The sequence below is a fragment of the Pseudanabaena sp. FACHB-2040 genome (assembly GCF_014696715.1).
Taxonomy (GTDB): domain Bacteria; phylum Cyanobacteriota; class Cyanobacteriia; order Phormidesmidales; family Phormidesmidaceae; genus JACVSF01.
The window spans coordinates 1-23,603 of sequence record NZ_JACJQO010000035.1 but is presented as its reverse complement, the minus strand read 5'-3'; the positions used below and the strand labels follow the sequence as shown (position 1 = coordinate 23,603).

Annotated in this window: 12 protein-coding genes; all 12 read right to left on the bottom strand. The window is 50.7% G+C overall.

Annotated elements, in window-relative coordinates:
• Positions 1-404: 404 nt before the first annotated feature.
• The 12 genes from H6G13_RS29605 to drmD all read right to left on the bottom strand — a co-directional run bounded on the left by H6G13_RS29605 (position 405) and on the right by drmD (position 23,139).
• Complete coding sequence (locus H6G13_RS29605) at positions 405-506, bottom strand: hypothetical protein (protein WP_347277539.1); 102 nt, start codon at positions 504-506, stop codon at positions 405-407.
• A 174-nt stretch (positions 507-680) separates the two neighbouring features.
• The gene (gene drmC / locus H6G13_RS27125) at positions 681-1,484 is read right to left on the bottom strand and encodes a DISARM system phospholipase D-like protein DrmC (protein ID WP_190488790.1); all 804 of its coding nucleotides are present in this window, start codon (positions 1,482-1,484) and stop codon (positions 681-683) included.
• Positions 1,485-1,487: 3 nt separating this feature from the next.
• Positions 1,488-3,353: a DUF1998 domain-containing protein gene (locus tag H6G13_RS27120; RefSeq protein WP_190488788.1), complete on the bottom strand. Its 1,866-nt coding sequence runs from the start codon at positions 3,351-3,353 to the stop codon at positions 1,488-1,490.
• Positions 3,350-7,375 carry a DISARM system helicase DrmA gene (gene drmA / locus H6G13_RS27115; protein WP_190488786.1) on the bottom strand — a complete coding sequence of 1,342 codons (4,026 nt, stop codon included), beginning with the start codon at positions 7,373-7,375 and terminating at the stop codon, positions 3,350-3,352. Before drmA ends, H6G13_RS27120 begins: the two co-directional genes overlap by 4 nt.
• Complete coding sequence (locus H6G13_RS27110; protein ID WP_190488784.1) at positions 7,372-9,474, bottom strand: UvrD-helicase domain-containing protein; 2,103 nt, start codon at positions 9,472-9,474, stop codon at positions 7,372-7,374. Before H6G13_RS27110 ends, drmA begins: the two co-directional genes overlap by 4 nt.
• A gap of 60 nt (positions 9,475-9,534) precedes the next feature.
• Entirely contained in the window at positions 9,535-11,640 is a 2,106-nt protein-coding gene (locus tag H6G13_RS27105; protein WP_190488792.1) for a hypothetical protein, read from the bottom strand.
• A gap of 80 nt (positions 11,641-11,720) precedes the next feature.
• On the bottom strand, positions 11,721-12,272 hold the full coding sequence (locus H6G13_RS27100) for a ribonuclease III domain-containing protein (RefSeq protein ID WP_190488782.1): 552 nt from the start codon (positions 12,270-12,272) through the stop codon (positions 11,721-11,723).
• Positions 12,273-12,300: 28 nt separating this feature from the next.
• Positions 12,301-12,960: a hypothetical protein gene (locus H6G13_RS27095; protein ID WP_190488780.1), complete on the bottom strand. Its 660-nt coding sequence runs from the start codon at positions 12,958-12,960 to the stop codon at positions 12,301-12,303.
• A gap of 50 nt (positions 12,961-13,010) precedes the next feature.
• Positions 13,011-14,705, bottom strand: coding sequence for a type IIL restriction-modification enzyme MmeI (locus H6G13_RS28415; protein WP_199306927.1), 1,695 nt, complete (start codon positions 14,703-14,705; stop codon positions 13,011-13,013).
• Positions 14,687-17,296: a type IIL restriction-modification enzyme MmeI gene (locus tag H6G13_RS28410; protein ID WP_199306926.1), complete on the bottom strand. Its 2,610-nt coding sequence runs from the start codon at positions 17,294-17,296 to the stop codon at positions 14,687-14,689. The genes H6G13_RS28415 and H6G13_RS28410 overlap by 19 nt, the downstream gene beginning before the upstream one ends.
• 12 nt (positions 17,297-17,308) lie before the next feature.
• On the bottom strand, positions 17,309-19,975 hold the full coding sequence (locus H6G13_RS27085) for an AAA domain-containing protein (protein ID WP_190488778.1): 2,667 nt from the start codon (positions 19,973-19,975) through the stop codon (positions 17,309-17,311).
• Positions 19,976-19,977: 2 nt separating this feature from the next.
• The gene (gene drmD, locus H6G13_RS27080; RefSeq protein WP_190488776.1) at positions 19,978-23,139 is read right to left on the bottom strand and encodes a DISARM system SNF2-like helicase DrmD; all 3,162 of its coding nucleotides are present in this window, start codon (positions 23,137-23,139) and stop codon (positions 19,978-19,980) included.
• Positions 23,140-23,603 lie beyond the last annotated feature (464 nt).

Here is a 23,603-nt window from a genome sequence, read left to right as displayed (position 1 = left end):
GGCTCTCTTATACACGTTCACCTGATGGATTTTGATATAGTGGCCTGGCACTGTTGACGACCCCGTTTGCTTCGGTTCGTCCTCAGTGTCTTTTTTTGCCCCAACAGAACCTGTGTTCTAGCTGTCGTTTTGCTCCCTTACGATCCTATTGATAGGGAACTCTCTCAAGCTGCCAAGTAATTGGCATCGCTGCTTTTGTCTAATTGTCGCCTGACAGCTGATTGCTAAGTGCGATTGCTAGGATTGGCGAGGTACTGCTGCGCAGAGCCGAAGACATCAGGGGCTGCTTTACCGTCTTTCGAGCTTCCAATACCAAAACGAAAACCACCCGTACCGTGGACCCAGCAGTTGCAGGCAGCCTTATATGAGGCCTATCTACCTACCAGCGGGCTTCTGTTTCATTGCTACTCAAATCTTATACACCAGAGCCGTGCCTGTGGATCTTTGTCCTTCTTCAAAAGGATACAGTTATGCTTCCAGGAAATTTGTGCACCAAACTGGTGCACAAATTCCTCTTCGGGATATGCCTCAGCAAACGCGCGTATTGTATTTCAGGTTGCGCTAGGAGAAGCCTTACATGTCGGGGAATTCCCGCTTCAGGTCTTTGGCAAGGCGGTTGCTCACCTTAAAATCGGAAAGCTTTAGAAATTACTCCAGTAGCATGTGTTGGCAAGAGGGCATCAGTGGGGGAGAGGCACAAGGATTGCCTCCAGGACTAGCTGATCAATTTGACTAAGAACCTGACCAGCCAACTCTTGATTTCTTATCAGAACGCCCATCTCCATGTTTAGCGAGAGAGCGTACTCTGTAAGATTGGCACTGGTGATGAACAGCCTTGCTCCATCGGCGACTGCCCCTTTAACGTGAAGTGAGCCATACTTACCAGCCACATTAGCTGGACGTTTCTCCATGGGCCAAATGAGAACCTGAGAGCGCCTCATAATTTCAGGGCCAAACGTGGCCTGGAGACCGAAAGCAATCTTGCCATCTCCAGATTCAGGAGTTTCCGCCACAATGCGCAAGGAGACTCCCCGGTTCAGTGCTGCCACGATAGCTTCTACGATTTCAGGAATTTTGTATATAGCAAAGCTAATTAGAGTTAGGTCTTTTTGGCATTCTCGAATTAGTTGAAGAAGCACCTGATCCGTACGTCTGATAGCTAGGCCTGATGAAGCTGGTCCGGTCCAAACGAGTTCAACAGCCAGCTCTTGCCGTATTGTTGCAGCCGTGTAGGCAGCACTATAGATTGCTGCTGCCAGCTCCCTGCTGCTCCAGCCTAGAGAGCTGTCTTCCTTCCAAGCAGCCAACATGTCGCTGATGGCCCGCCGAAAGCGAGGGTTATTGAGAGGCTGGAGAACGCTGTTAGCCAGTGCTTCACCATAAGGTGAATTGGTTCTGGCCAAAACGGCTGTGAGTTCACCTAGCACCGATCGCGGAAGCAGGCCAACAATAAGGTGAATTTCCTTTAGTAGAGAAGACGCCACCGGTTAATCCTGAAAGAAGGCAAGGTCTTTATCGGCAAAGGTGGGCACTAGAAGTGAGCGGTCAAGATACTTATTCCCTCGCTCACAGGACGTTTCAGGGCTGAACAAGCAGGCATGGCAGGCAGCCCAATGTAGGGAAGGAGTTCCTTGGGTAGGATTATGGTCTGCGCAGAGTGGATCAGAAGCACAGAGACGCATGCTAGCTAGGGCCTGAGAAATGTGATAGCCGAGGGTCTTTGTCTCTCCCAGATTCACGAGTCCGCCGAGTGTTCCTTCACTATCAGGGGCAGCAGTATATATCAAGACGCCTGCTTGAGGTCCGTTTTCGTCTTCAGGGGGCTTAGAGTAGATCCGCTCCCGCAAGCTAGCAGCGTTGTAGCCGCACTCAATAGCCAGTTGACGCATGAGGGCATGGGCAAACGAATGCATCAGCATGTAACGGATGCTAGGTGGTGGGATTTTCTTGGGGTCGAGGTTTCGGACGCGCAACCATTGCTTTTGGGCATCGCGGGTCCGGTTTGCCCGTTCAAAAACCTTGGATTGCTTTTCCCAATTGCGAAGTAGGGTCTCGTTGAACTCCAGAAATATACCCTCGCCTTTGACTTCAGTAGCCGGTACCCAGAACGGCTTATTGCGGCTAATGGGAGCCCGGAACTCGGAGGGGATATCTCCAGCATCATCAAAGTCGCCGGGCGACTGAATGCGTGTGAAACCAATCAGCGCTCGCACCTCTCGCAGTCGCTCTACTAAAACTGTCTTGTCGAAATACTGCTCATAGCCGGTGGGTGGGGCTACCTGCCGCAGCTGAAACTCATTGGTGTTTTGAGTTGGGACAGACAGGGAAAATACCTCCCATTCAGGGGTTTTGAGGTCTTTGGCATCGGTCTCCTCCTCCCCCTGCTGAATTGACTCGATGGTTTGCCAAATGTCCTCAACAGAATACTTGGCAAACTCCTGGAGTTGCCCGGTAGCCTGCATCGCTGACAGTAGAACTGTTAAAATCTCAAGGCTGGTTGCCTTACCAAGAGTGATCCAGTTATCTCTAACCATCTGGGTCAGTTGGTTAGAGGCGATAGGGATGGAAAGGGCTGATAAAGTAATGGCAAACCAGCCATTGGACGCGCCTAGAAACATGCCCCGCATCTGCTTTGAGCACTCCTCATCGAAGCTGCGAATGTGGGGATGACGACCTCGACAGCGGGGCATGTTCTGCTTACCTTGTTCTCCAAAGGCTTCAGATAGGCGGCGAGCCTTAGTTTCACAGCCATTACAGCGAACCATGATGTCAGTGGCTGCCCCTGCTACTCCGTATTCCTCAAATCGCAGAGACCCTTGACAATCTGAAGGGCCTCGGTGAACGAAATAATGCCAGGGAAAGTCGTCTAAGTGGCCATGTTCACATGCCACTAAAAAACGAGAGGGAATAACGGTAGGCGGCTTCTGGGCCTTTGGGCAGTTCTTGTGAACGTATCGCGCCTCGTTCGTGCGATATGGGTTCGTTTTTAGCTCAAACAATCCAGATTGTAAGGGAGCCAGTAAACGGCATTTAGGACAAAGCATCCAGGTTGGGAATGGGTTCACCGGGATGCCAATCCGAGCGGCCTCATCGAAGGGACTGTAAGACCCTTCACTTTCTGGAGGGAGCGGGGGTGAACGCAGTTCTTTTACCTGACCCCCAAGTTCTTGGCGTACTGCGGCCAGCAGCCGCTCTTCACTCAATTCAAGCGTGCGGGTTTTGTCCCAACCATCTAGACCCATTACCACGACCGAGAGACTGGGCAAGTCCGCGATCGCACCAATGCCGTAGGTGAACAGAATCTGGCTGGGACGCAGCTCGCCGACTTTGTGTTTGTATGGAGATGATGTCATGGGGTCTCGATGAAGGGCTGAGGTGTGCGGAAGTCATCGTCGGGAGCCTGATCGGTGAAGACCAAATTGACAGTAGGTTCCACATTACGTAGAGAGTTCAAGCAGGTAGAGAAATCCCAAATCCTTCGCCCTGCTGGTGTCAAGAGGCTAACGGTTTCGCCATCCTTAGACTTAACCTGATATTTGAGCTTTGCGCCCCCGACAGTCTGAGCTTTGGCTAACCAGTCATCCAGCTTCACTTCCAAATCATGGCGAATGCGCTGCGCCGTTTCGGCATCGCATACCAGGCTAGCTCGATGAACAATCGCATCAATAGAGTTCTGCACAGAGGGATGATTTCGCTCAATAGCACTAGCTTTGTCGTTACCATTGAACTCCTCGCTAGAGAGCCGAATAAGAGACGTTAGGAGGGCAAATAATCCTCGGTAAGTGGCTCCTGAAGCAAAGGGCGTTACCGAGAGAGCCTCAACGTTTTGATAGAAGGTGGCGTGGTAATGCTCAAACCGCTCGTAGTGGGATAGATCACGAGGCCGAGCCCAGTTATAAACCGTAATGACTAACCCTGGATGAGTTCTTCCCACTCGAGAGGTGGCCTGGATGTATTCAGCCGTGTTTTTGGGTTGACCGCAGGCCACCATCACCCCTAACCGGCGAACATCGACCCCAACTGAGATCATGTTGGTGGCTAGAATGACATCCAAAGGATCTGGGCGCTCTATTTTCTCCCCCGATTTGCGTTTGGCTTGATTTTCAGCTTCTGTTTTAGGATCAAAGGGCGTTTCCAGGCGATCCAGGATAATCGGGATTTCAGTCGAGTCTTTGCGAGATGTCAGCTCATCAATGGCGCGCAGGTATCTCTTGGCCAGCCCCCGCTCATCCATCTTGGCCAGACGGGTACGGATGTCATCATCAACCAGGCGACGAGTACCTCCCAGCTCCCTCAGGGAGTTGAAATAGCCGACGAGCGTCATCCAAGGATCGGCTTTCTCCCCATAGGTTTCATACAGGGCTTGGGCTGAGGACAGCACTGCCAGGTAGACACGAATCATGGTGGCTTTCAAGCGGCGACCAGGGGCACAGATTCCTAGGTAGCGCCGTCCTGGAGTCGTTTGAGTGTCTTTTTGGCGGGAAAAGAAGTTATCGCTGATGTCTAACCCCTGAGGCGGAAAGATGCTGAGGTTTCTCAGGAATAGGTTATGCACCTGTACCTGGGCCTGCCGAATTGTCGCTGTGGAGGCAATGACTTTAGGACGAATGGGCTTACCGCTCACATTCCAAGTACATAGCTGGTCAACGGCAGTTTCATAGAGACCAACCAAGGTGCCTAGAGGTCCGCTAATCAGGTGTAGCTCGTCCTGAATAATCAGGTCTGGTGGTCTCAGCTTGCTATGGGGAATTGTTTTGGCTGCCGGATGGGAACCGACCTTTCTATGAGTGTCTTGATCCTCTAGGTCAGGGGAGCGAAACCCGTGGCGTTCGCAGTAGCCATTAACCTGCCCGAACAGCATCTGAACTTCGCCTTTCCAGGGCATTTGAGCGAACTTATCTACGGTCGCAATCAACAGGGTAGGGAGACGCCGGTAAATCTCCTCATCCACAACAACCACGGGCAACCCTTCCCCTTTTGAAAAGGCGCAGCGACCCAAGCTATCCCCGCACTTGATAAAAGTACGACCCCGGCCCTTTTCAATGCGCTCTACCTGGATGTTTCGCCCCGGATCGATTTTTGACCCACACCAAGGGCAGTTGGTGAGCTGGTGGGGAGTGCCACTGCCGCGAGGGCTCGATTCTCGATGTTGTTTGATCGCCTCCTCACTGTCAGCTGTTTTGTTAGGGGTATTCTTCATCCCTACCCACAGCCCAATACGGAAAGGATCGGTGCCCCACTTAGCTTCGTCAGCCCGGCGAATCGTTTCACAGGCGCAAATTAGAGCCGTTGCTCGCTGGAACTGTTGGAGGGTGAGCAGGCGCAGCGTATAGCGCATCAGCACGGCCACGCCGTGCATACCGTCTCGGCCCTCAACTACGCCCTGCAGACGACGCAGGCCGATGGTGTAAGCCGTTAATCCCAGATAGGCCTCAGTCTTACCACCCCCAGTAGGAAACCAGAGGAGATCTGCGATCGCATCTTGAGGATGGGAGCGATCGGGGTGATGCAGGTCGGTAGTGCTGGGCAGATTGAGCAGGATAAAGGCTAACTGGAAGGGATACCAGCTGCGGTCTTTGGGGACGTCAACTGCCTCCAAACCAACGTCTTCTCCTCGGCGGCGACGCTCGGAGTAAATGGAGTGGATGCGCTGCTGCCACATCGCTTGGTTCATAAAGCGAAAAGCTTCTGCCGCTTGTGGATTGCTCTGCAGCGTAGCGAGGCCTTCCTCAATGCGTTGAAGCACTCGACGGCAATTAGAAAGGGCATTGTGGGCTACGTCCTGGTACTCTTCCAGCCCCTCTTCTGGGTTGTTAATCTGCTTCTCTTTCGTATCAATCCAGTCGGCATAGGCTGTGGTCAAGGGCTGCAGCATGATCGGTAGCTCGCTATCAGCTGCCTCTGATAGGCGCTTCATGTCGAGCACTAACCCTTCGAGGGCAGGGATGTCTTTTACCTCCGGTGGTCTAGTGGCTGCCACTTCATAGGCAGGAACAACGCTGGTAGACAGGCAGATGGCGCGGGTAGGGCTATCAGGAGCCAATTCGGCGTGAACACCTACTCCATGCCCAACTGCAAATTCGACGTGATTGCGATAGAGCATAGCCATAGCCTGATTCTCAGCATGGATCGCTGGATCTATGGCAGTTGCGTGGCGCTCTAGAGGCTTGCGAATGAAGATGTCAGGGTCGTTCGGGTCGGCAGAGCGAATAACTAATTCGGGTTGAAAGAGCCAGGCAGAGTCCTTGAGTGTGCTGGGTTCATGCTGGCCGTTCACCAAAAATAGGGTCACAATCCAGTCTTTATCAGGAAGCTGCCGAATCTGTCCCCGCAAACATACAGAAGGTGCTTCGTCTGGAACGGGAACGAGGTCGATTTCGGTGTTGGGTTCTAGCTCCAGAATGACTGAACCTTTTAAGGGGTAACGCTTCCAGACCCGTTTGGCGCTGCCATCTTCCTTGGGAGTAACGCTATCCTGCCGTAGATACTGGCCCCAAGTAGCTGTGATGCTCAGGGCTTGGGCAGCCGCACTAACGCAAAAGGACATGCCCATTGAAGAGGGAAACATGCTGTCGGTAGCCGGGATATTAGTTTCAGTGCTGCCTTCTTCGGCACTGCCTTTGTCAGCTAAGGCGAGTTCATCCTGGAGTTCCGGTTTGTCTTCCAAAGTTGCTTCGCTGGTGTCCTCAACACTTTTGTTGCGGACTAGCGGTGCCAAAACGCCGACTAAATATCGCTCAGTGACGTGGTCTTCTTCAACCTCTTCCTCTGCTCCACCAGTAGGGCCGTAGAGCTCATTGACAATGGCAATTTCTAGCTTTTCTCGAAGCTGGGCTGGGGTAATGTCTTCAAAGAAGCGATTTTCTTTTTGAGGGTCTGGAACTTTGACTTTCTGTTGTTTGGGAGGGGTTGGATCAGGAATACCTTGTTCAGCTATTGGATCTTCCGCTGGCAAGGATTCGGCAGTATTGTCGCCTGCCTCGTGCCCTGCTGCTTCAGTTGGGTCGTCATTCTCTAGGGAATGAGCCTGCTCTGAGGTTGTCTTGGGTGGCTGCCAGACTGCAGGTTGAGTACCTGCCTGGGTTTCTTTCCGGGAACGCTTAGCCTTGGTTGTTTTAGGTGTTTGCTGATTGCAGTAGGCCAGGATCTGGTCAACGACCAGATCTGAGATGGTGCCGCCAGCGGTGCCATCAATTCCTAAAATATCGGCGTCATTCGACATATCCAGCCCAACCAGTAGGATGGCTAGAGCCGATTCAGGCGCTGAAGTGACTGCGCTCCAATCAAGCTGAGCTTTGCGATCGCACAGCTGCTGGTTCACCGCCTTTAGGTCCAGGTTGCCGGGAAGAACGGCGGGGAGCTTGATCACATTCATGCTGCTGAGCTGCCTAAATTCCAGAGAGACTTATCAAAACCTTGAAGCAGTACAGGAGCTTTCTGCTCCGGTACCACCACCAGTAAAGCTCGCATTGCCCGCGTCATGCCTACAAATAGGGTACGCCGCTCGCGATTGAGAATCTCTTGGGCGGCTTCCTCAGGGGTGCCTTTGGGCATATAAGGGAAGCGGCTACCAATAAAGCCCGCGATCGCAACAATGGGAAACTCCAGTCCCTTTGCAGCCTTAAGCGTGAGGACTTTAATGCAGGGCTTACTGAGGTCTAACTCCCCACTGCTCATGAATGTGGCTTCGAGCCCTAGATAAGACAGCTGCCCGGCCAAATCTCGCCCTGAGCGTTCACTGGGCGTCAGCACAGCGCAGGCCCCAATGCCCAACCGAAACTCCCGTGCTGCTGCGCGGCAGAACTGGACTAGGAGCCGTCCTTCGTCGGCTGTGTCAGCTACCGCTCGAACCGCCGGCGGCGGGCCAGAGTGGATGTACTGCCATTCGATAGGTTCTTCCTCTAACAGCCCTGACTGAAGATAGTTGTGGGCGGCTTCGTTTATCTCTTGTGTGGTGCGGTGGTTAACCCGCAGAATGCCCGTGCGGCCTACAAATTTCAGGTCAGAATGAACGTTTCCCCACCGAAAGCTGCTGCCGTAGATGGATTGGTTGGCATCGGCAGTGATAAACAGTCGATTAGGAGCCTTGCAGAGCTGCACCAAGAACCTCAAAATGTTGGGTGGTAAGTCTTGGGCTTCATCGACGATTACAGCATCGTAAAGGGGCGGATTCTCCATTGTTCGGAGGATATCTAAGGCTCGGCTGCGCAGTTGTTCCCAGGTTTCTAGTCCCTGAGCAGACAGCTGCTGATTGAGGTGCTCTCGCAGGTGCCACACGGCCTGCCGCTGAATGCGGTTGAGGGGTACGGCGCGGCCTGCGCGTGAAGTTGCCTGATACTCCTCCAGAGTTTTTAGCTCTCGGCTTTCGATCACAGTGCCGATTTCTTCTAGCAGATAGTCGGGAGTAAGCCGCTCCAAAACCAGTCTCTGTGCCTGTTGCTGGAGTAGGTTGCCTGGAAGAGAGGCTAGCGCCTCCGCCAGCGCGACTTTCAAGCTTTGCTGAAGTTGGCTGCTAGAAGCGATGGTATGGTCGCCTGACGTTCTGTATACCAGAGCTTGCAGCCTTTTATCAGCCGTCTTCACTTCCACGTGGTGGAAATCTTCTCCTAGAAGCTGCCTGAGAAGCTGCTTGCTGAAGGTGACCAACGCATTGGTATAGGTAGTAAACAGGATTTTGGGAGATTCCACGCCCTCCGCTTTAAGACGAGTCAGGATTTCCCGGGTGCGGTAAAGGGCGACCGTGCTCTTGCCTGTACCAGGGCCGCCTTTAAGCAGGGTTGGGCCTTTGGCCTCAGATGCCCAAGTAATAAATTTTTCCTGTTCTGGATTGAGCTTTAGCAGGAACCCCAGGAGATCTCCCTCCTGAAAGCGCAGCAGGTCATCCGTGCTGCCCGTTAAGAAGCTGGGCTGATTGAGTACGAGATCAAAGTTGGGGGTAGTAACGCTATCAAAGACGCGCTCTCGCACTAGGTCTGGAATTTTGGCGTTAGTCAGATCATCTAGCGTACGGCAGGCCAGCAGAATGGAAAAACACTCTTCTGGGACTCGGAGACGCTTCAGTAGGTCCTCGTCGATTTGCGTGGGTAGCAGGTTTTCGTCTTCTGTCTTGGCGGGAGCGGCAGTATAGGTGGGCTGGGGCTGAGGTGTGAGGAGGTCTGCCATGTCAGGCAGCTGGCTCACGTTCAACTCTGTTTCCTCAGCGACTAGCTTGTCGCCTTTGTAGATGTCCTTACGGGCATCGACGCCAAGCAGGGCAACCCAGCCGTCTCCGTAGGTATAGACGATACGATAAACGCCGGAGCGCAGGCGGTAAATGTTGCCCTTGTAGCCGTGCAGTTTTTTCTTAACGCTGCCGTGGGGGCTGGGGTCATCTCGCAGGAACTCAATCTTCTCGAGGATCTGCATGACAAATTCCTTGGGAATAGCCAGCAGCTGGTTCGTGAAGGTCGGCTTGTGGATGATTTCAAAGACCATGGTGAGCTACTTCTTACCGAGGATAAAACCTATAGAAAGCACTGCCATCCCTTATAGCGCTTAGAGCGATTGTGGCACCCTAGCTTCACCAAGCTTTAAAGCAAGTTTATGAATACTCGTTTTATTCTCCAAATCAAAACTAGGGAAATCAGAAATTTTTGAGAAATAATCAGGGTCTGAATATGAAACGTATTCACGCTGAGCCAATGCCCATACAGGCTTCCACCAAATTCCCTGATCTGTGAAAGCTATACCTGAGGAGCCATCTCCAAAGACACTCGTATCTATTACGGCTAAAACTTTTTCTGTAGGCGAAACAGAAATAAAATTGGACAATGCATTCCAGAGTTTATTGACAGGAATCTCAGGAGCAATATAAATCCTGCTATCTTTATCCTTCTGTTTGTCCTTGCCCTCCTGTTCATCCTCATCCTTCTGTTTTGGCACCAGCTCAACTTTGAGCGCGTTTAGTAGAGGGGCTTCAGAATGGTTATTATCGGCATAGGTATAAATTAGAGGCTCAATATTCCTAAAGAGTTCTGCAAAGTTATTTCTGCCTTTAAGGAATTGCCAAACTCCAAGACCAATACCAAAAGCAAGTAGGGCAGTCCCACCAGTGATTACGCCTATTCCTCCTAATGTCGCAATAGCTGAGCTGATCGCTGCTGCGCCAGCGAGTCCACTAACTGTTCCTAGGGAACTGGCTACTGCCCATGCAGCTCCTATAATGACAGCACTGCCCACAAGCCCTGTTGTTGTAGCAATACTTAGGTTCTTCAAATCAGCGCTGTCCATACCTGCTACAAGACTGACAGATACAAGAGCAGCAGCGCCAACTAAAGCTGCTCCCCCTGTTGCTACAGCTAGCCCTCCAAGCATCCCCAACCCACCGGCTGCAACAGAACCTCCTCCTAGAACTGCCAGCGTAGAATTCATTGCTGCTCCTCCCGCTAGAGTGCTAATTGCAGTTCCAGTACCGGCAGTGACTCCAGCGGCTCCAAAAATTGTTGTAGCTGTTGGTATAAATTCAGAAGCAGTTTCAGCAGCTTGTTTACCAACCTTTAAATATGTCCGCAGATCTGCTTCCACCTCTTTACGATTTTGATCAAGGAAACGTTCTCTAGTTAGTTTATAAATTAATTTACATTGAGGTGTAATTTCAGATGTGTATATCAGGTAGTCTAGTGAGCTTAAAATGTATTCGTTGTCAACTTCTTGGCCTAGCCTTACCTGATTATAGGTTTGGAGGTATTTCTCCTTTTTCTCTGCGATCTCTTCATTTTTATTTATAAGATCAAAGATAGTATTGTCAACTGTATAGGCTCGTGTTAAGGCACTAGCGATCGCGTACCTCTGCTTAAGTGAAACAGGCAGATTAGAGCTTTGAACAATTGCATCTACTGCTGTTAGAGCGCTAAAGTACTCGGGACCAATCAATGCATCATTTGCTTGAACAAATTGATAAATCCCTCTTAGCTTTTGTTTTTCTTCGGGTGCTAGATTGGTGCTCTCTATTTTTTCTTCAACATAAGTTTGAATAACGGTCAGCCTTGTATTTTGGCTAGCTATTTGATAGCGCTCTAGGATATCGTTATGCTTGTTTTTTCCCTTAAATTTAGAAGATACAGAGACAGCAGTATCTAGAACGTCTAAAACGTAGAAATCAGAAATTGATTCACCCAGTTTGACTTGAGAATAAGTGTCTAGGCAACGTTTTTCTGTTGCATCCATTACGGGTGCGGCAATAATTGCCGCATCAATTAGCCCATCGATATTAGTTAAAGGATCATACAGAGTGTGCAGAATAATAAATGCATCACTGCCGTCTAGAGCTGCACCCTTAGCTAGAATCAGATTCTTGTCGTAGCTGTCTGCTGGAATCTGTATAAAGCTCTTTGCGCCAGATCTAAATGTTATAGAGCATTCACCACCTTCCTGGGCTAACTTGCTACCTATAAAGATGTGATACTTTTCTCGTTCATCTACTTGTTGTTGGCTTTCATTCTCTGCGGATTTATTCTTTTCTTTAGCGCTGTCTGCAGCAGCAGCCTGTGGAAAAGCAAGTTCACCAAAACAACAGCTTAAAGCGGCCAGACTGATGAGCTGGTTAAAGCGGCGGCGATTGAGATTTGATGGGCCTGGAGTTCCCTGATGTGAGACAGACATGGACGAACTATCTTGAAGAGCGTACTTAGGGTGCCCAATTAGCCCAGAGGTGAACGCGGCAACATCAGGTGCTTCTGCTCCTAGTCATCGTCATCGCCAGGAGCCCAAACGGAGCCTAAAGACCCCTCAAGGCCAACTATATCGAGATAATCGGCTGTTGTTACTAAGGTCTCGTCGTAATCCTCTTCATAGGATTGAATGGCATCGCAGATAAATCGATCGCATAGCCACGCAGATAATTTAGTGAGGTCGCGGCCCTGGTCAATGTAAATAACGGCGACTAGAGCTTCAAACATCTCACCGTAGACACCTGGTTCTGTTTCGGGGGGCTCCCTACCAATTTTGTTCCAGGAGGAACACACGTCTGGCAGGCCCATTTCAATCGCAAAATCAGTTAGTGACTCTCTGGAGGCAATATCCTGCCTCCAGTTGTCCATGTCTTCTTTTGTCAGAGTCGGGTAAGTATGGAAAAGATAGTCAGTCAAAACAGCATCAATCAGGTAGTCCCCTAGATGGGCAAGGCGGCGATAATCCTTTTTGAGTTGTATTTGCTCAGGAGGCGTAGGGTTATCTAGGGTTGAGAGATCGGTCAGAGCAATGTTGAGTAGATTGTCACTCCTGAAGTTAGGCAAGCCAATGATCTGCTTTGCTTCTTGTAATTTAACCTGAAATTTTTTCACGGTATTGAGAGAGATTGTAACGGTGGGCTACTGTGTTGACAGTCTCTGCTAATGTTTCATAGCTCGCTTGCACAGCACCGATCTGCTGCATACGGCTCAGGCTTAGGGTCTTTTGCCCTGGCACTTGTTGGTCAATCTGAGCCGTTGGGAGAACGTAAAAAATCCATTGATCCATATTGAGAGGATTAACCGTTTGTTTATCTTTGTGGATCAGCAAGCAAAAAACATAGATATCTGAACTACGCTTTCGAATCTGGCTTATTTCATTCGTGTCAGCATTCCAGCCATAGGATGAGGCAATGCTAAAGCGTATTGTAGAGACTTTCTTTTGTTGCCAGCTTTGTAGGTATGCTGCTGACTTTACCTCAATTCGAACTTGTTCAGGAGTAATCAAGTCAAATGCGTTCCATTCGACCCTCAAACTACTGGTTAGATTGAGGGCTGAAGCTACTATAAATTCCGCGAGAATTCCTCTGGTTGTGTTATCTAGGAACCCAGAGCTTGACCACCGCCAAAAATCAAGGGTTGTTATAGGTAAAGGCTCGCTATTTTGTGAGAAGTGCTCTTCGCCGGTTTTTGCTTTAGCTGTTATCTGTGGGAAGTCGATTGAACTAATAGGCACCGCTGAGTTGTTCTCCATAAGAATTAATACGAGTTGAAGGTTAACAATATTGCCGGATGGGCAGCTATTCAGAACAGTTCACCTTGGGTGACAGTGTCATCGGGTAGTAAAGAACCTTGAACAGTCTGGCTTCCGGTTCCCGGCGTTGGCTTGCCTTTTGCCTTCTGTCCTCTGCCCTCTGCTTTCTTCCCTTTGCCTTTCCCCTTCTTGTCATGTAGCCCTTGGGCGACTTCTTCGGCGTAGCGTTGGTGGTTGAGTTCTAGGAGGCGGTCGAGGACTTCGCGGCGGGCGGTTTCACTGATGGTGAAGCGGAGACCTTGTTTGGTTTCGTGGAAGCCGTAGGCGAGGTCGAGGTCGTGCCAACCGTAGGCGGCGGCGACGGCGTTGTCCATTTGGATGTGGAGGTCGCGGAGGGTTTGGATGTCGGAGTCGGTTTGGGTAGGGTCGTGGAAGCGGTTGTAGATTTTAGTGAGTCCTTCTTGGCGGGTGAGCATGATGGATTGGCGATGGGTGTAGTAAAGATCGCCAATGATTTCTAGGGTGATTGATTGTTTAGGGAATGGAAACGTCTCGAAGCAATCTGTGGGATTGTATCTATTTCGTGTTTCTAGAGACGAACCATAAAACTTTGCCCATGAGTCATGGATTGAATTTTGAAGCAAAGCGAACCATGTAAATGAGTCATTTGCAAAAATATTGAGCCCGTTAGAGAAGACTGTTTTGGGATTGCAGAAAGCAAAGCAGATATACTTTGCGTGAGCACAATTAACCAAAACTTTGTTCAGTTCGGATATAGCTTTGTATAGTCCTGGTCTGGGCTCATTGTATAACCACCATCTTTCTCGATTTGCCTTGCGTTTGACAGTTTGTCTATAAGGCAGTACTCGCTCTTTGACAACTGAGATCAGTTCTGGATGAAGACGTGCTTCCTCTTCCGTCATTCCGCTAAAATTTATTATCTTGCGAGATGCATTTAGCAATGGACTTTCTAAAAAGTCTTCACCATTGAGGAATGGATATATTAGAGATTGAGAGCCATTTCTTAGATTGTTAAGCATTCGAGCATCACTATCTAGTAGGATAAACCCTAAACCTCCTGTATCCACACCTTTGAAACTCATTCCCGACTGCTGAGAAAGCCGCTCAGCTTTCTCACGTCCGGTGCTCGAATCCAGAAAACTTGATATGGAAGGCACCGTGTGACCATCCAAAAAAATGTGGCCGCTAAAACTTCCTCTTCTAAATACTAGAGTTGAAATTTGAAGACTTGCTGAGCCGGGCCATTCACGGCTTGAGAACGCATTAATAATAATAGTGCCAGAGCTAATAATTGGTTCTAAGCAAGAAATCCTGTTGTCTGTTTCTTTGATGGAGTTAGTCGTGATAAATCCAGCACAGCTATTATCGCTAGTAATTGCTTGAGATCTGAGCAGGAAGTGGGCACAGAGATCTGCATTTCCATGGCTACTTGAGTGGACTGTAGATAACCATTTTCTATACTCGTCTCCAAAGTGAGAGCTTATACGGTTTCCCCATAGGAAAGGTGGATTTCCAACAATTGCAGAAAACCCCTTGGACAAATTGTTCTCCAAAAAAACTTCAGGAAACTCTAGTACCCAATGAAACGGTTTCCTAGTAGGTTGTTCTTGCGATATACCTATAGCTAACATCCGCTGCGCCTTGTCCCGAATCTGCCGCAGCTTATTCTCCCGTTCCCGCTCATCCGGTTCCTCCAGGGCATCCCTCACCAGCCCTGACAACACCCCCAAATCCTCACCTTCAGGTTCCCCGTCTTCCCCGCCTGGGCCAGCACCTCACCAATGAGATAATCCGCCGCAATCTTGATATGGCGCGTCAGTTCCTCCGCCTCTGCCTGAAGCGCCTCCTTCCGAGTCAAATCTTGAATATCGTTGACCGTAAAGCTCTCCAGCTCCTTTCGCTTAGCAATCGCCTGAGCCAACAGCGGTCGCCAAATCTCTGACACCGTGTGGAGCTGCACTGCCTCCTTGTCTGGGTTAAGGTGCAAAAACTCGATCTGCTCCCGGCTCGTAACCCCCAGCAGCGAATCCCCACAGCGCAGCGCATGGTTCAAAAACGTAAAAGGCCGATTCTTTTGCAGCGTAATCAGCCACAGCGACAGCTTCGCCATCTCCACCGCCATCGGGTTCTTATCCACCCCATAGAGACAGCGATCCGCCACAATTCGCCGCGCCACCGCGAGACGTTCGTCGGGGTCGGCAGGGAGGATGGCTTCGCCGGGTTGGGCGGTGGAGAGGGAGCCGTCGGGGAGGATGCGGAGTTTTTGGGTGGTGGCGGGGTCGTGGGTTAGTGGGGTGGTGGGTAAAGCTGGTTGAGGGTCATTACTCCCCATCCTACCCTCACCCCATCCCACCATCTCGGAATCCCACGCTTCCACTAACCGCTCCGACAGGTAGCGACACACCTGCACCAAAAAGGCCCCGCTGCCCATTGCCATGTCGCACACCTTCAGCTTCAGCAGCTCCGCCGCCGACTTTAGCCGCCAGTCTTCTTTCGGCTTGCCCTCGGCTACCCCCTTATAAACCAGCGGTTCCAACGTGTACTTGACGATTTCCTCCGTCAGGGTCTTGGGCGTGTAGTGAGTGCCCGTCTCCCGCCGATCCGACCCCTGGGTGACAAAGACACTCCCTTCCGGAATCACCATCGGGTGCTCAAAGCTATCCAACCGAATGAGCTTGGCCCAAGGCAACACCCGCTTTAATAAAGCCGAGTCATTATTACAGGCGATCAGAAATTGGTTGCGCTCCTGGGGGTCGAGGTCACCATTTCCGCCCTTTTTCCCTTTGGGGACAGGGCGCTCAACTTCAGTTTCTACCCCGTCAGGGCTGGAATGTGGATCCGGAATTAGCTTTCGCAGCCCCGACTCAGATCGCCCCGTTGCCTTATTGAGGAAGTCCACCAGAGCCTTTTCTCCCTTAGCGTGCAGATGCTCTAGCTGACTCAGGGCCACCTCTGGCTCTTTCCGCTTTCCGCCTGTCAGTCCCAGAATTGTCTCTGTCGCCCGTACTGCCGTGTGGTCGAGCAAGCCCTCGTAGACATGGCCGATCTGCTCAATATCTAGCGCCCGAAACGATAGCTTGCGCGGCTCTACCGTGCCTCCCACCTTGATTTGTAGGATCTGTAGTGCCTCCAGCAGGTGCAGCACCGTACGATTGTTGATCGGAATAGGCTTTGCTAGAGTTTCCTGCCAGTCAGTGCCAGCAGCCCTACCCTCTAGAAATGGGAAGCGATCGGGATCAAAGAGCTGCCCACCATAGGCCGGAAGCTGAAGCGCATCGTGGTGAATACCGCCAAATACCCCCCGGAACGTCGCCAGCAGCCGCACCCAGGCATCGTAGCGACGCTCTAGCAGCTCCTCTCCATGCTGGTCTGCCAGTTCCCGCAGCTGTGCCCGTAGCGTAGACACCGCATAAAACTGGTCATAGAGCGGATCTCCCAGCAGCAGCAATCCCCGCTCCTCCGCCGAGAACAAAAAAACCAACCGCATCATCACCGTCAGCGCCGCTTGGTAGAGCGCCGTTTCTGGCAAGCCATCCAGCAATGTGCGGCTACGGTCCTGATCGATGCGATCGATCGCCTGCACCAGCACCTCCACCGCCTTGCGCACCTGGAAGCCGAGCTGGTCAGTAACCTCCTGCTGAGCATCCTTGCTGCGAGACAGCAGATCCTCCAAGGTCTCCCCCGCATCCACCCCAAAGAAACGCCGCACCCCCAGCAGGCTTTGAAACGCCCGCAGCGTCAGCTTTTCCTCCAGCCATAGGTTGCCATACCAGGAAATAAACCCCGTAGACTCACCCTTGGGCGCATTCACCAACATCCACTGCTCCCCGTTGGTCAGCAGCCCCAGCCGCACATCCGTAGCATGGAGCAACTCCATCATTCCGGTCGCAGGAGAAGCCTTCCAGCGCGACCCTTTAAAGGCTTTCTCCAAGCCCTGCTCTGGCGGCACCACCTGCACCAGCAGACGCGGCTTGTTGCTATCAGGCTCTACCACTACCCAATCTGGCCGCAGAGTAATTTGCTGCTCTGGAATCGTCACCTTAAGACTGGCGGGGACACTTTGACCGCTCAGTAACACCTCATTGGGGAAAGCCAACACCTGGCCCAACACCCAGTTCACCCAAGCCCGGTGAATCGCCGAGTCAGTGCGGTAGTCTAGCCACTCCTCATAGGCCTGCCGCAACGTCCGAAACAGATCCGGATCGTGGGCCTCTAACCCCTGGGGAAAGGCCTCCAGCAGTACCTGTAGGCTGACAAACGGCCCAGAGGCTTCAACCAGAGATAACCATTCAGCGTGGTGACGAGCAGTGGACATGGGTTTCAGTAGTTAAATCAAGTCGTTCAAGTTCATCATCCAGTCACAATTCTGGCTGGAGCAGACCAGTAAAATCCTGCCAGTGCCAGTACTTCTGCGCCCTACAGGTTTTGATCCGCAGCTACCGCATAGCTGTATCCTTTCTTCTGCAACACGCACAGCATCTTCTGGGTTAAAGTGGCGGCTTCGATGTTCAGGGTGTGTTGGCCGTCTGAGGCAGGTAATTAAATAACCCTTTCCTACAGTTCTAATTCCCATTGGAGCTCCACAAGTGCACCGTCCAAATAGGTATGGATCATTAGGTAATGTCTTTCGATGGGGAAGTAGCCTCAAAAATCCATAGAGAAGGTCTACTGTCTTAGGTAAATCCAGTTTTAAGACACCAGCATTTTCTAGAGCTGGATTTAAGAAGATCCATAAGCTCTTCTCATCAATTCCGATGAGTCCGGTCACTGTAGATTGTCCATTATTCCAGACTTGAGTATTGTTGAGGTTTAGTTCAGCTTCGGCTCCCCGCATGCCTGAAATATAGAACCCAACCCCCTTGCTATTAATAACCTTTAGAATTCCCGGCGAGAAATGATTATCAAATTCACGGCATGGCCAGTACATAGCTATATTATTTGAGGCCTGATACAAGCTTTCCTCTAGTGCTGCTCTCGCTTCTAGTGCGTTCGCAAAGCAGGTAACTCCCGGCAATATAATTTTTTGATCCTCATTTAATAGAGACTGCCATGTTAATTTGTTTATGGTTGCGCTATTGTGCAAGTACTCTACAAACTTTCGAAAAGCTTGAAATTGAGCCTGTTGAAGCTTGTTGCGAATGTGATTAACATTCATTACGCCAATAAATTTACCTTGAGCTCGACTAATGGCTACATTGGCAAGCCGCATAGCTGTGCTTTTTTGTCCTCCTTGAAGGGGCAAGCCAATATTGGCTTGAGGGAGGCTATCAACGGCATCAAAAACAATTACGTTACGTTCAGAACCCTGGAAACGATGAACTGTTGAAGCTTTAACCTGGTCACTTATGCCCAGGTCGCGCAACATTCTATGGATCAATCGGGATTGAGCGTTATAGGGTGTGATAATGCCTATGCTAGTCAACTCATTAGTTTTGGCTGCTTGATAAGCTGTATTGACAGCGATTAGGGCTGAGAGAAAATTAAAACGGCTGTGCGACTCGGTTTCCTTAATACAGTGAGCCATCAGATCGGAAAGATCCTGAAGCACTAGTGCCTCTCCAGGGAAAGGAGGTTGGGCAACGGTTTCCCGGTTTTGGTTCTCAACAGCCTCGCCATTTTCGAGCCTTTGGCTGTAGCAAAGCCGGTTGGGAATGCTGGCAATACTCGGATGCATCCGGTACTGGGTCTGAAGCATGACCATACGTGGATCATTCTGGTTACGATTTACACAATCCATAACGCCCGATTGATCAAAAATGTCTCGACCGAGCCACTTCTTAGCAGCCGGAGTGTCTGCCTGGGTAATTGGCCCCAGTTGTCGAAAGTCGCCATAGATAGCAATACGTCGCTTAGCTAGGGTAGCTGCAAAAACACATTGTGGGATAGAAACCATACTGGCTTCATCAACAATTACTGTATCGAATTTTCCAACTTCGATTTCCTCTGAGATTAATGCCTTGGATAACGTGCAGCCAACGACCTCAGCCCGAACAATTAGTTGTTTCTCTTTTGCTAGTTGTTCTTCCCTTAGCGGCTTCAGAATTTTGTCAACCAGATCAATATCTTGAGTTATTTGCTGTTGATGATATGCAGTATTGTTCTTGTTGCGAAGCTGCTGGTACAAACTTCTCTTTCTTTTTTCCAGGGCTTCAATCCTTTCAATAAACTCAGGCTCAAGATATTTAAGGACTTTCTTAGCCCTAAGCATTGGATAGTCATCCAAAACGTTCGGGATCGGAACCCCATGACGTAAAATCAAGCCCTGCTTATAAAGGGGGGATTTTTCCAGAAATTTTGCAATACTAGCCATGGCCGTATCTACAGCCATGTTGCTATGGGATAGCACCAACACGGATTCCCCTGCATGCACTAATGCTGCAACAGTCATCCCTAGAGTTGTTGTCTTGCCTGTGCCCGGAGGTCCCCAGATAAAGCTGGCCTGATGACTTAATACCTTATCTACAGCAGCTTCCTGTGATAAGTTTCTTTGAATTATAATGTTAAATCTATTTTCTATTCGAGTTAGCAACTCATTGGCTTCACCTGTCTTGTCAAAACTTGGTTCTGCTCCTGTGATAATCAGCATCTCAGCTAGTCTCAAGTTGGCCTTAGATTGGGGCTGAAGCGCTGCTCTAAAACTTTCCTGTAAGGCTTCCAGCAGAAATATTGGAGAAGTGTTCAGTGTGGCAGCAGGAACTGTATCACCTATTTTTTTCTCAAGGGCTAGGGTAATATCAAATCCGTCAACAGAGACTAGAAGCCCTTTAGTACTAACCTTTCCTTCTCTTCCAGTCTGCTCTAGTTCAATGGGCGTTTCATCCTGAAAACGAACTTCGTTATCAGCAACAAAGGCGTATAAATACTTGCCGTTGCTACGCTTGCTAAGATAACGTCCCCCAGTTAAGTAGATTCTTTGCCCGCCCGATCCTCGAAGCTTTGCAATTTCATCATCTAGGGCAATTCGAAACTGCGCTAAGTATCCTTCGATGGCCATGGCTACTTAATCAACCTTTTTGGCACTAGAAAGGTTACAGCCAACGGAAATAAGCGAGCAGTAGGATTCGCGAACCGGGATCGAATTAAAGCTGTTTCCTGCTCAATCTCGTAGGGAATCTGGTCAAGCCTAGCCTGGAGGCTGTTGCGGTTGCGATCGAACTGCTCCCGCTCCACATCGCTAAAGATGCTTAACTGCTGTGGCTGCTCAGATGCAGTCAGCTCAGCAAGAATGCTTTGTTTTAGCTCGTTCATAATGGCAGTGATATCAGCCACTTCCTTTTCGCAGCGCTCCTGAAGCGATCGCTCTAGAGAGGCTGAACGCTCTGACTGGCGAGCCTCAAGACTTTGCATTAATGGCTCTTCGTAACTCTCCCATAGCTCTGCTAAGTGCTGCCTTACTCCGTCTGGAACTGGCTCAGGCAACGCTGAATCAAGAGCCTGACGCATCACCAGTAAGCTTTTGAAGCGGCTAAAGCGCCCCTCCCGTAGCAGCCCTCCTGCTGTGATTACCTCCTCGTGAAGTCGCTGTTGGTCACCACCCAAAATCACCAATCGTCCGTAGGCGACTACTGCTGGAGATTCCAAAGTCGAACTCGGGACCAAGCGAGCCGTTACTCGGTGAAGCGACCTATTAACGCTGCTAGACCACACCTCGGCTCGCAGCAAGCGCAGGCACATCTGAACTAGCCGGTGGTTGAGATGGATCAGCACCACATCATCTCGACCATGCGCGAGATCAGGGTCAAACACTAGGGGACGCACCTCTCCGGTATGAGGATGGGCCAAACCCACACCACAGGCCGACCAGCTTCCCCCCATTGGAGGCAAATGATAGAAACCAGGATGCCCTTTTACTGGCTGTAGAGGTGGCTGTCGAGCCACCTCCAGACCCACCCTAACCACAGTCTCGATATTCCCTGGAGTTAGACGTAGGTTCGTGCGGGTTTCCTGAAGCTGCTCCTTCAACCGTTCAATCTGATCACGCACTTTGCGCTCAAACTTCAGCAACCGCCGGATGGGCTCACTCTCTTGTTCAGCCTGGCGAGTGTCGAGAGTTGTTCGCCTGCCTAACATGGCCTCCTCTACCTGGGCCGCGATTACTGGTCCTACTTTGCCTAAGTCCTCGCGAATGGTATTTACCTTCAACGCTGCCCGCATCAAGAATTCCAGATCACCCTCTAAATCCCCTGGACGCGCTCCTAGAGCATCTTGAGTTGCATAGTTCTTGCCCACAAAGTGATAGATCATCACCTCGCTTGCCTTCTGGCCGTGGCGGTCGATCCGCCCATTGCGTTGTTCCATCCGATTCGGGTTCCAGGGAATCTCGTAGTGAATCAAGTTGGAGCAGTAGTTCTGCAAATCCAAACCTTCGGAAGCCGCATCGGTGGCCAGCAAAATCCGCACATTTGAGATATCGGGTCCAGCTTGGAATGCCGCCTTGACTCGTTCGCGATCTTCTGAATTCATGCCGCCGTAGAGAGTCATCAAGCGCTCATTTTGGGCCAGCCCTTTGGTAGCTAACAGCTCATAGAGCCATTTCTGAGTAGTGCGGTATTCCGTGAAAATAATCACCCGCTGATCAGTCCACTTTCCATCAGATCGAATATGAGCTTCAATCCAGTCAAGTAGAGCTTGAGCTTTGGCATCTGGTCGTCTGGACGCTTTTTCAGCCCACTGCTGCATGGAGGTAAGCAGCGCCTGCTCTTCGGTAGTCAGGCTGCGGAAAAGTTGGGAGCTGGAACTTACGGCATCGTGGGTTGATTCCTCGTAGGTCTCATCATCGGCAAAGTCTTCCTCAATTTGCTCAAGCTGACGGCGCAACACAGAAATTGAAGGTTTTGAGAGCTGTCGCTGAGAGCGCGACTTCCCCTCCTTCAGGGTCTTCTCATGCTGTTGTAGGGTTGTGAGAAAGGCGGCTGGTGAAGAGAAAAGGCGTTTTTTCAGCAGCTTCAACACAAATTCAGTGGCTACCAGCTCTACCTTGTCATCCTTAGCCCCGCTGCACCGGAGCTCGGTATAGTGCTTGAGCGCTTCATTTACCTGTCGCTCTTCGCTGGTGTAATCCACCGTTAAGGCATCAAGGCGGCGGACCGGAAATCGAGGAGTCCCATCCCAGCGCGGTGGCAACTCCTGCTTGAGCCGCCTAATCATGACCACCTGAAGTTGTTTCGGATCTGGAGCGATCCCTCGGGCAAAGCGCTGGGAGTCCAGCAGCTCTAGCAGAGCTGTAAAGCTCTCGGAATAGCCGTTGTGCGGAGTTGCCGTCAAAAACAACTTGTGCTCGAAGTGGGGAGCTAGCAAGCGAATAGCAGCTGTGCGTTGGGAGTCGATTGCATAGTTTCCGCCTCCAGAAGGCGCGACATTATGGGCTTCATCGACAATCAGTAGGTCAAACTTGCGAGGATAAACAGCTTCACCTTCTGCTGGCAGGACCTCCCGCATTAATCGCATGGGGCGATCGCGCTTGAGAAAATCAATAGAGGTAATCAGGCGCGGAAAGTGTGTCCAGGGATTTACATGGAGCCCTCGACTACGACGTAGCTGCCGCAGTAGCTCACTGTTGACGATACGGAAATCGAGACCAAATTTGTCCCGCATCTGATCGCACCACTGCACCTGTAGAGACGAGGGACAAACCACCAGAATCCGCCGCACCCGCTGCCTTAGAATCAGCTCTTGGGCTACCAGCCCAGTCTCGATAGTTTTTCCCAGGCCAACATCATCGGCAATCAGCAAATTGACCCGAGGCATCTGAATTGCTCTCACCACTGGATCAAGCTGATAGTCCTCGATATCAATGCCACTGCGAAACGGCGATTGAATATTACGCACATCAGCGCTGGAGGCAGCTCCCCAGCGAACGGCATCCAAAAAAGCATCCAGGCGATCAGGCGAATCAAACCCATCGGGACAGGGTAATGCTCTCGCCTCAAAAATCGATGCCCCTGGCTCCAACTCCCAAACGACCTGGAGTTCTTCTCCCAAAGCCTCATCTTCCACCGAAGACAAGCTGACCAGATGCTGAGTTGTTGCCCCCCCACTTAAAATCGGGCTAATCGGTAAGGTAGATACTCGAAGATCGGTCACCACAAAGCGCTGCCCCCTCACCTCCACCAGCTGCCCCTGCTCCGGGATGCCGCGAACTGCACTTGCTATGGTCATGTCTTCTTAAGCCTTTAGGTGATGGGGCTATATTTCAGTCTTCCCAGGATGTACAACCGTTTTCCGGCAGGACAGGAGTTTTACAGCATGTTTATAGTTCGTTATGCTTGAGTCTGTCTGTTTCTGCGTTAAGACTCTCGTAGGCCTATGTATAGAATCGAAGTTAAATTCAGTGGAGCAGCTACCCACTCTGTTGGTCTTCAAAGCCGCGCTTGAAGGCGAATCTTCAAGCGCTTCCTCAACAGCTTGGTGCTTGTCATCCATATTTGGCATGGATCTGGTTGTGGCAATGTCGATAGAGTAAGGCCAGATCGCCTGTTGTTGAATGTCAACTACCTCTGGCTCTTCGAGCCCACGAGATGCGCAACGAGATTCAAATTATTACAGCAGGTCTGGGTTTCAAGCTCCTGAGCCAATCCAGCACGGTTGAGTAGATTCCAAACAATTTGACCTGCCAATGAGGG

Excerpts from the sequence above, each read along its gene's own strand:
- H6G13_RS27120 (WP_190488788.1), bottom strand. The coding sequence starts at position 3,353 with ATGACATCATCTCCATACAAACACAAAGTCGGCGAGCTGCGTCCCAGC.
- drmA (WP_190488786.1), bottom strand. The coding sequence starts at position 7,375 with ATGAATGTGATCAAGCTCCCCGCCGTTCTTCCCGGCAACCTGGACCTA.
- H6G13_RS27110 (WP_190488784.1), bottom strand. The coding sequence starts at position 9,474 with ATGGTCTTTGAAATCATCCACAAGCCGACCTTCACGAACCAGCTGCTG.
- H6G13_RS27105 (WP_190488792.1), bottom strand. The coding sequence starts at position 11,640 with ATGTCTGTCTCACATCAGGGAACTCCAGGCCCATCAAATCTCAATCGC.
- H6G13_RS27095 (WP_190488780.1), bottom strand. The coding sequence starts at position 12,960 with ATGGAGAACAACTCAGCGGTGCCTATTAGTTCAATCGACTTCCCACAG.
- H6G13_RS28410 (WP_199306926.1), bottom strand. The coding sequence starts at position 17,296 with ATGTCCACTGCTCGTCACCACGCTGAATGGTTATCTCTGGTTGAAGCC.
- H6G13_RS27085 (WP_190488778.1), bottom strand. The coding sequence starts at position 19,975 with ATGGCCATCGAAGGATACTTAGCGCAGTTTCGAATTGCCCTAGATGAT.
- drmD (WP_190488776.1), bottom strand. The coding sequence starts at position 23,139 with ATGACCATAGCAAGTGCAGTTCGCGGCATCCCGGAGCAGGGGCAGCTG.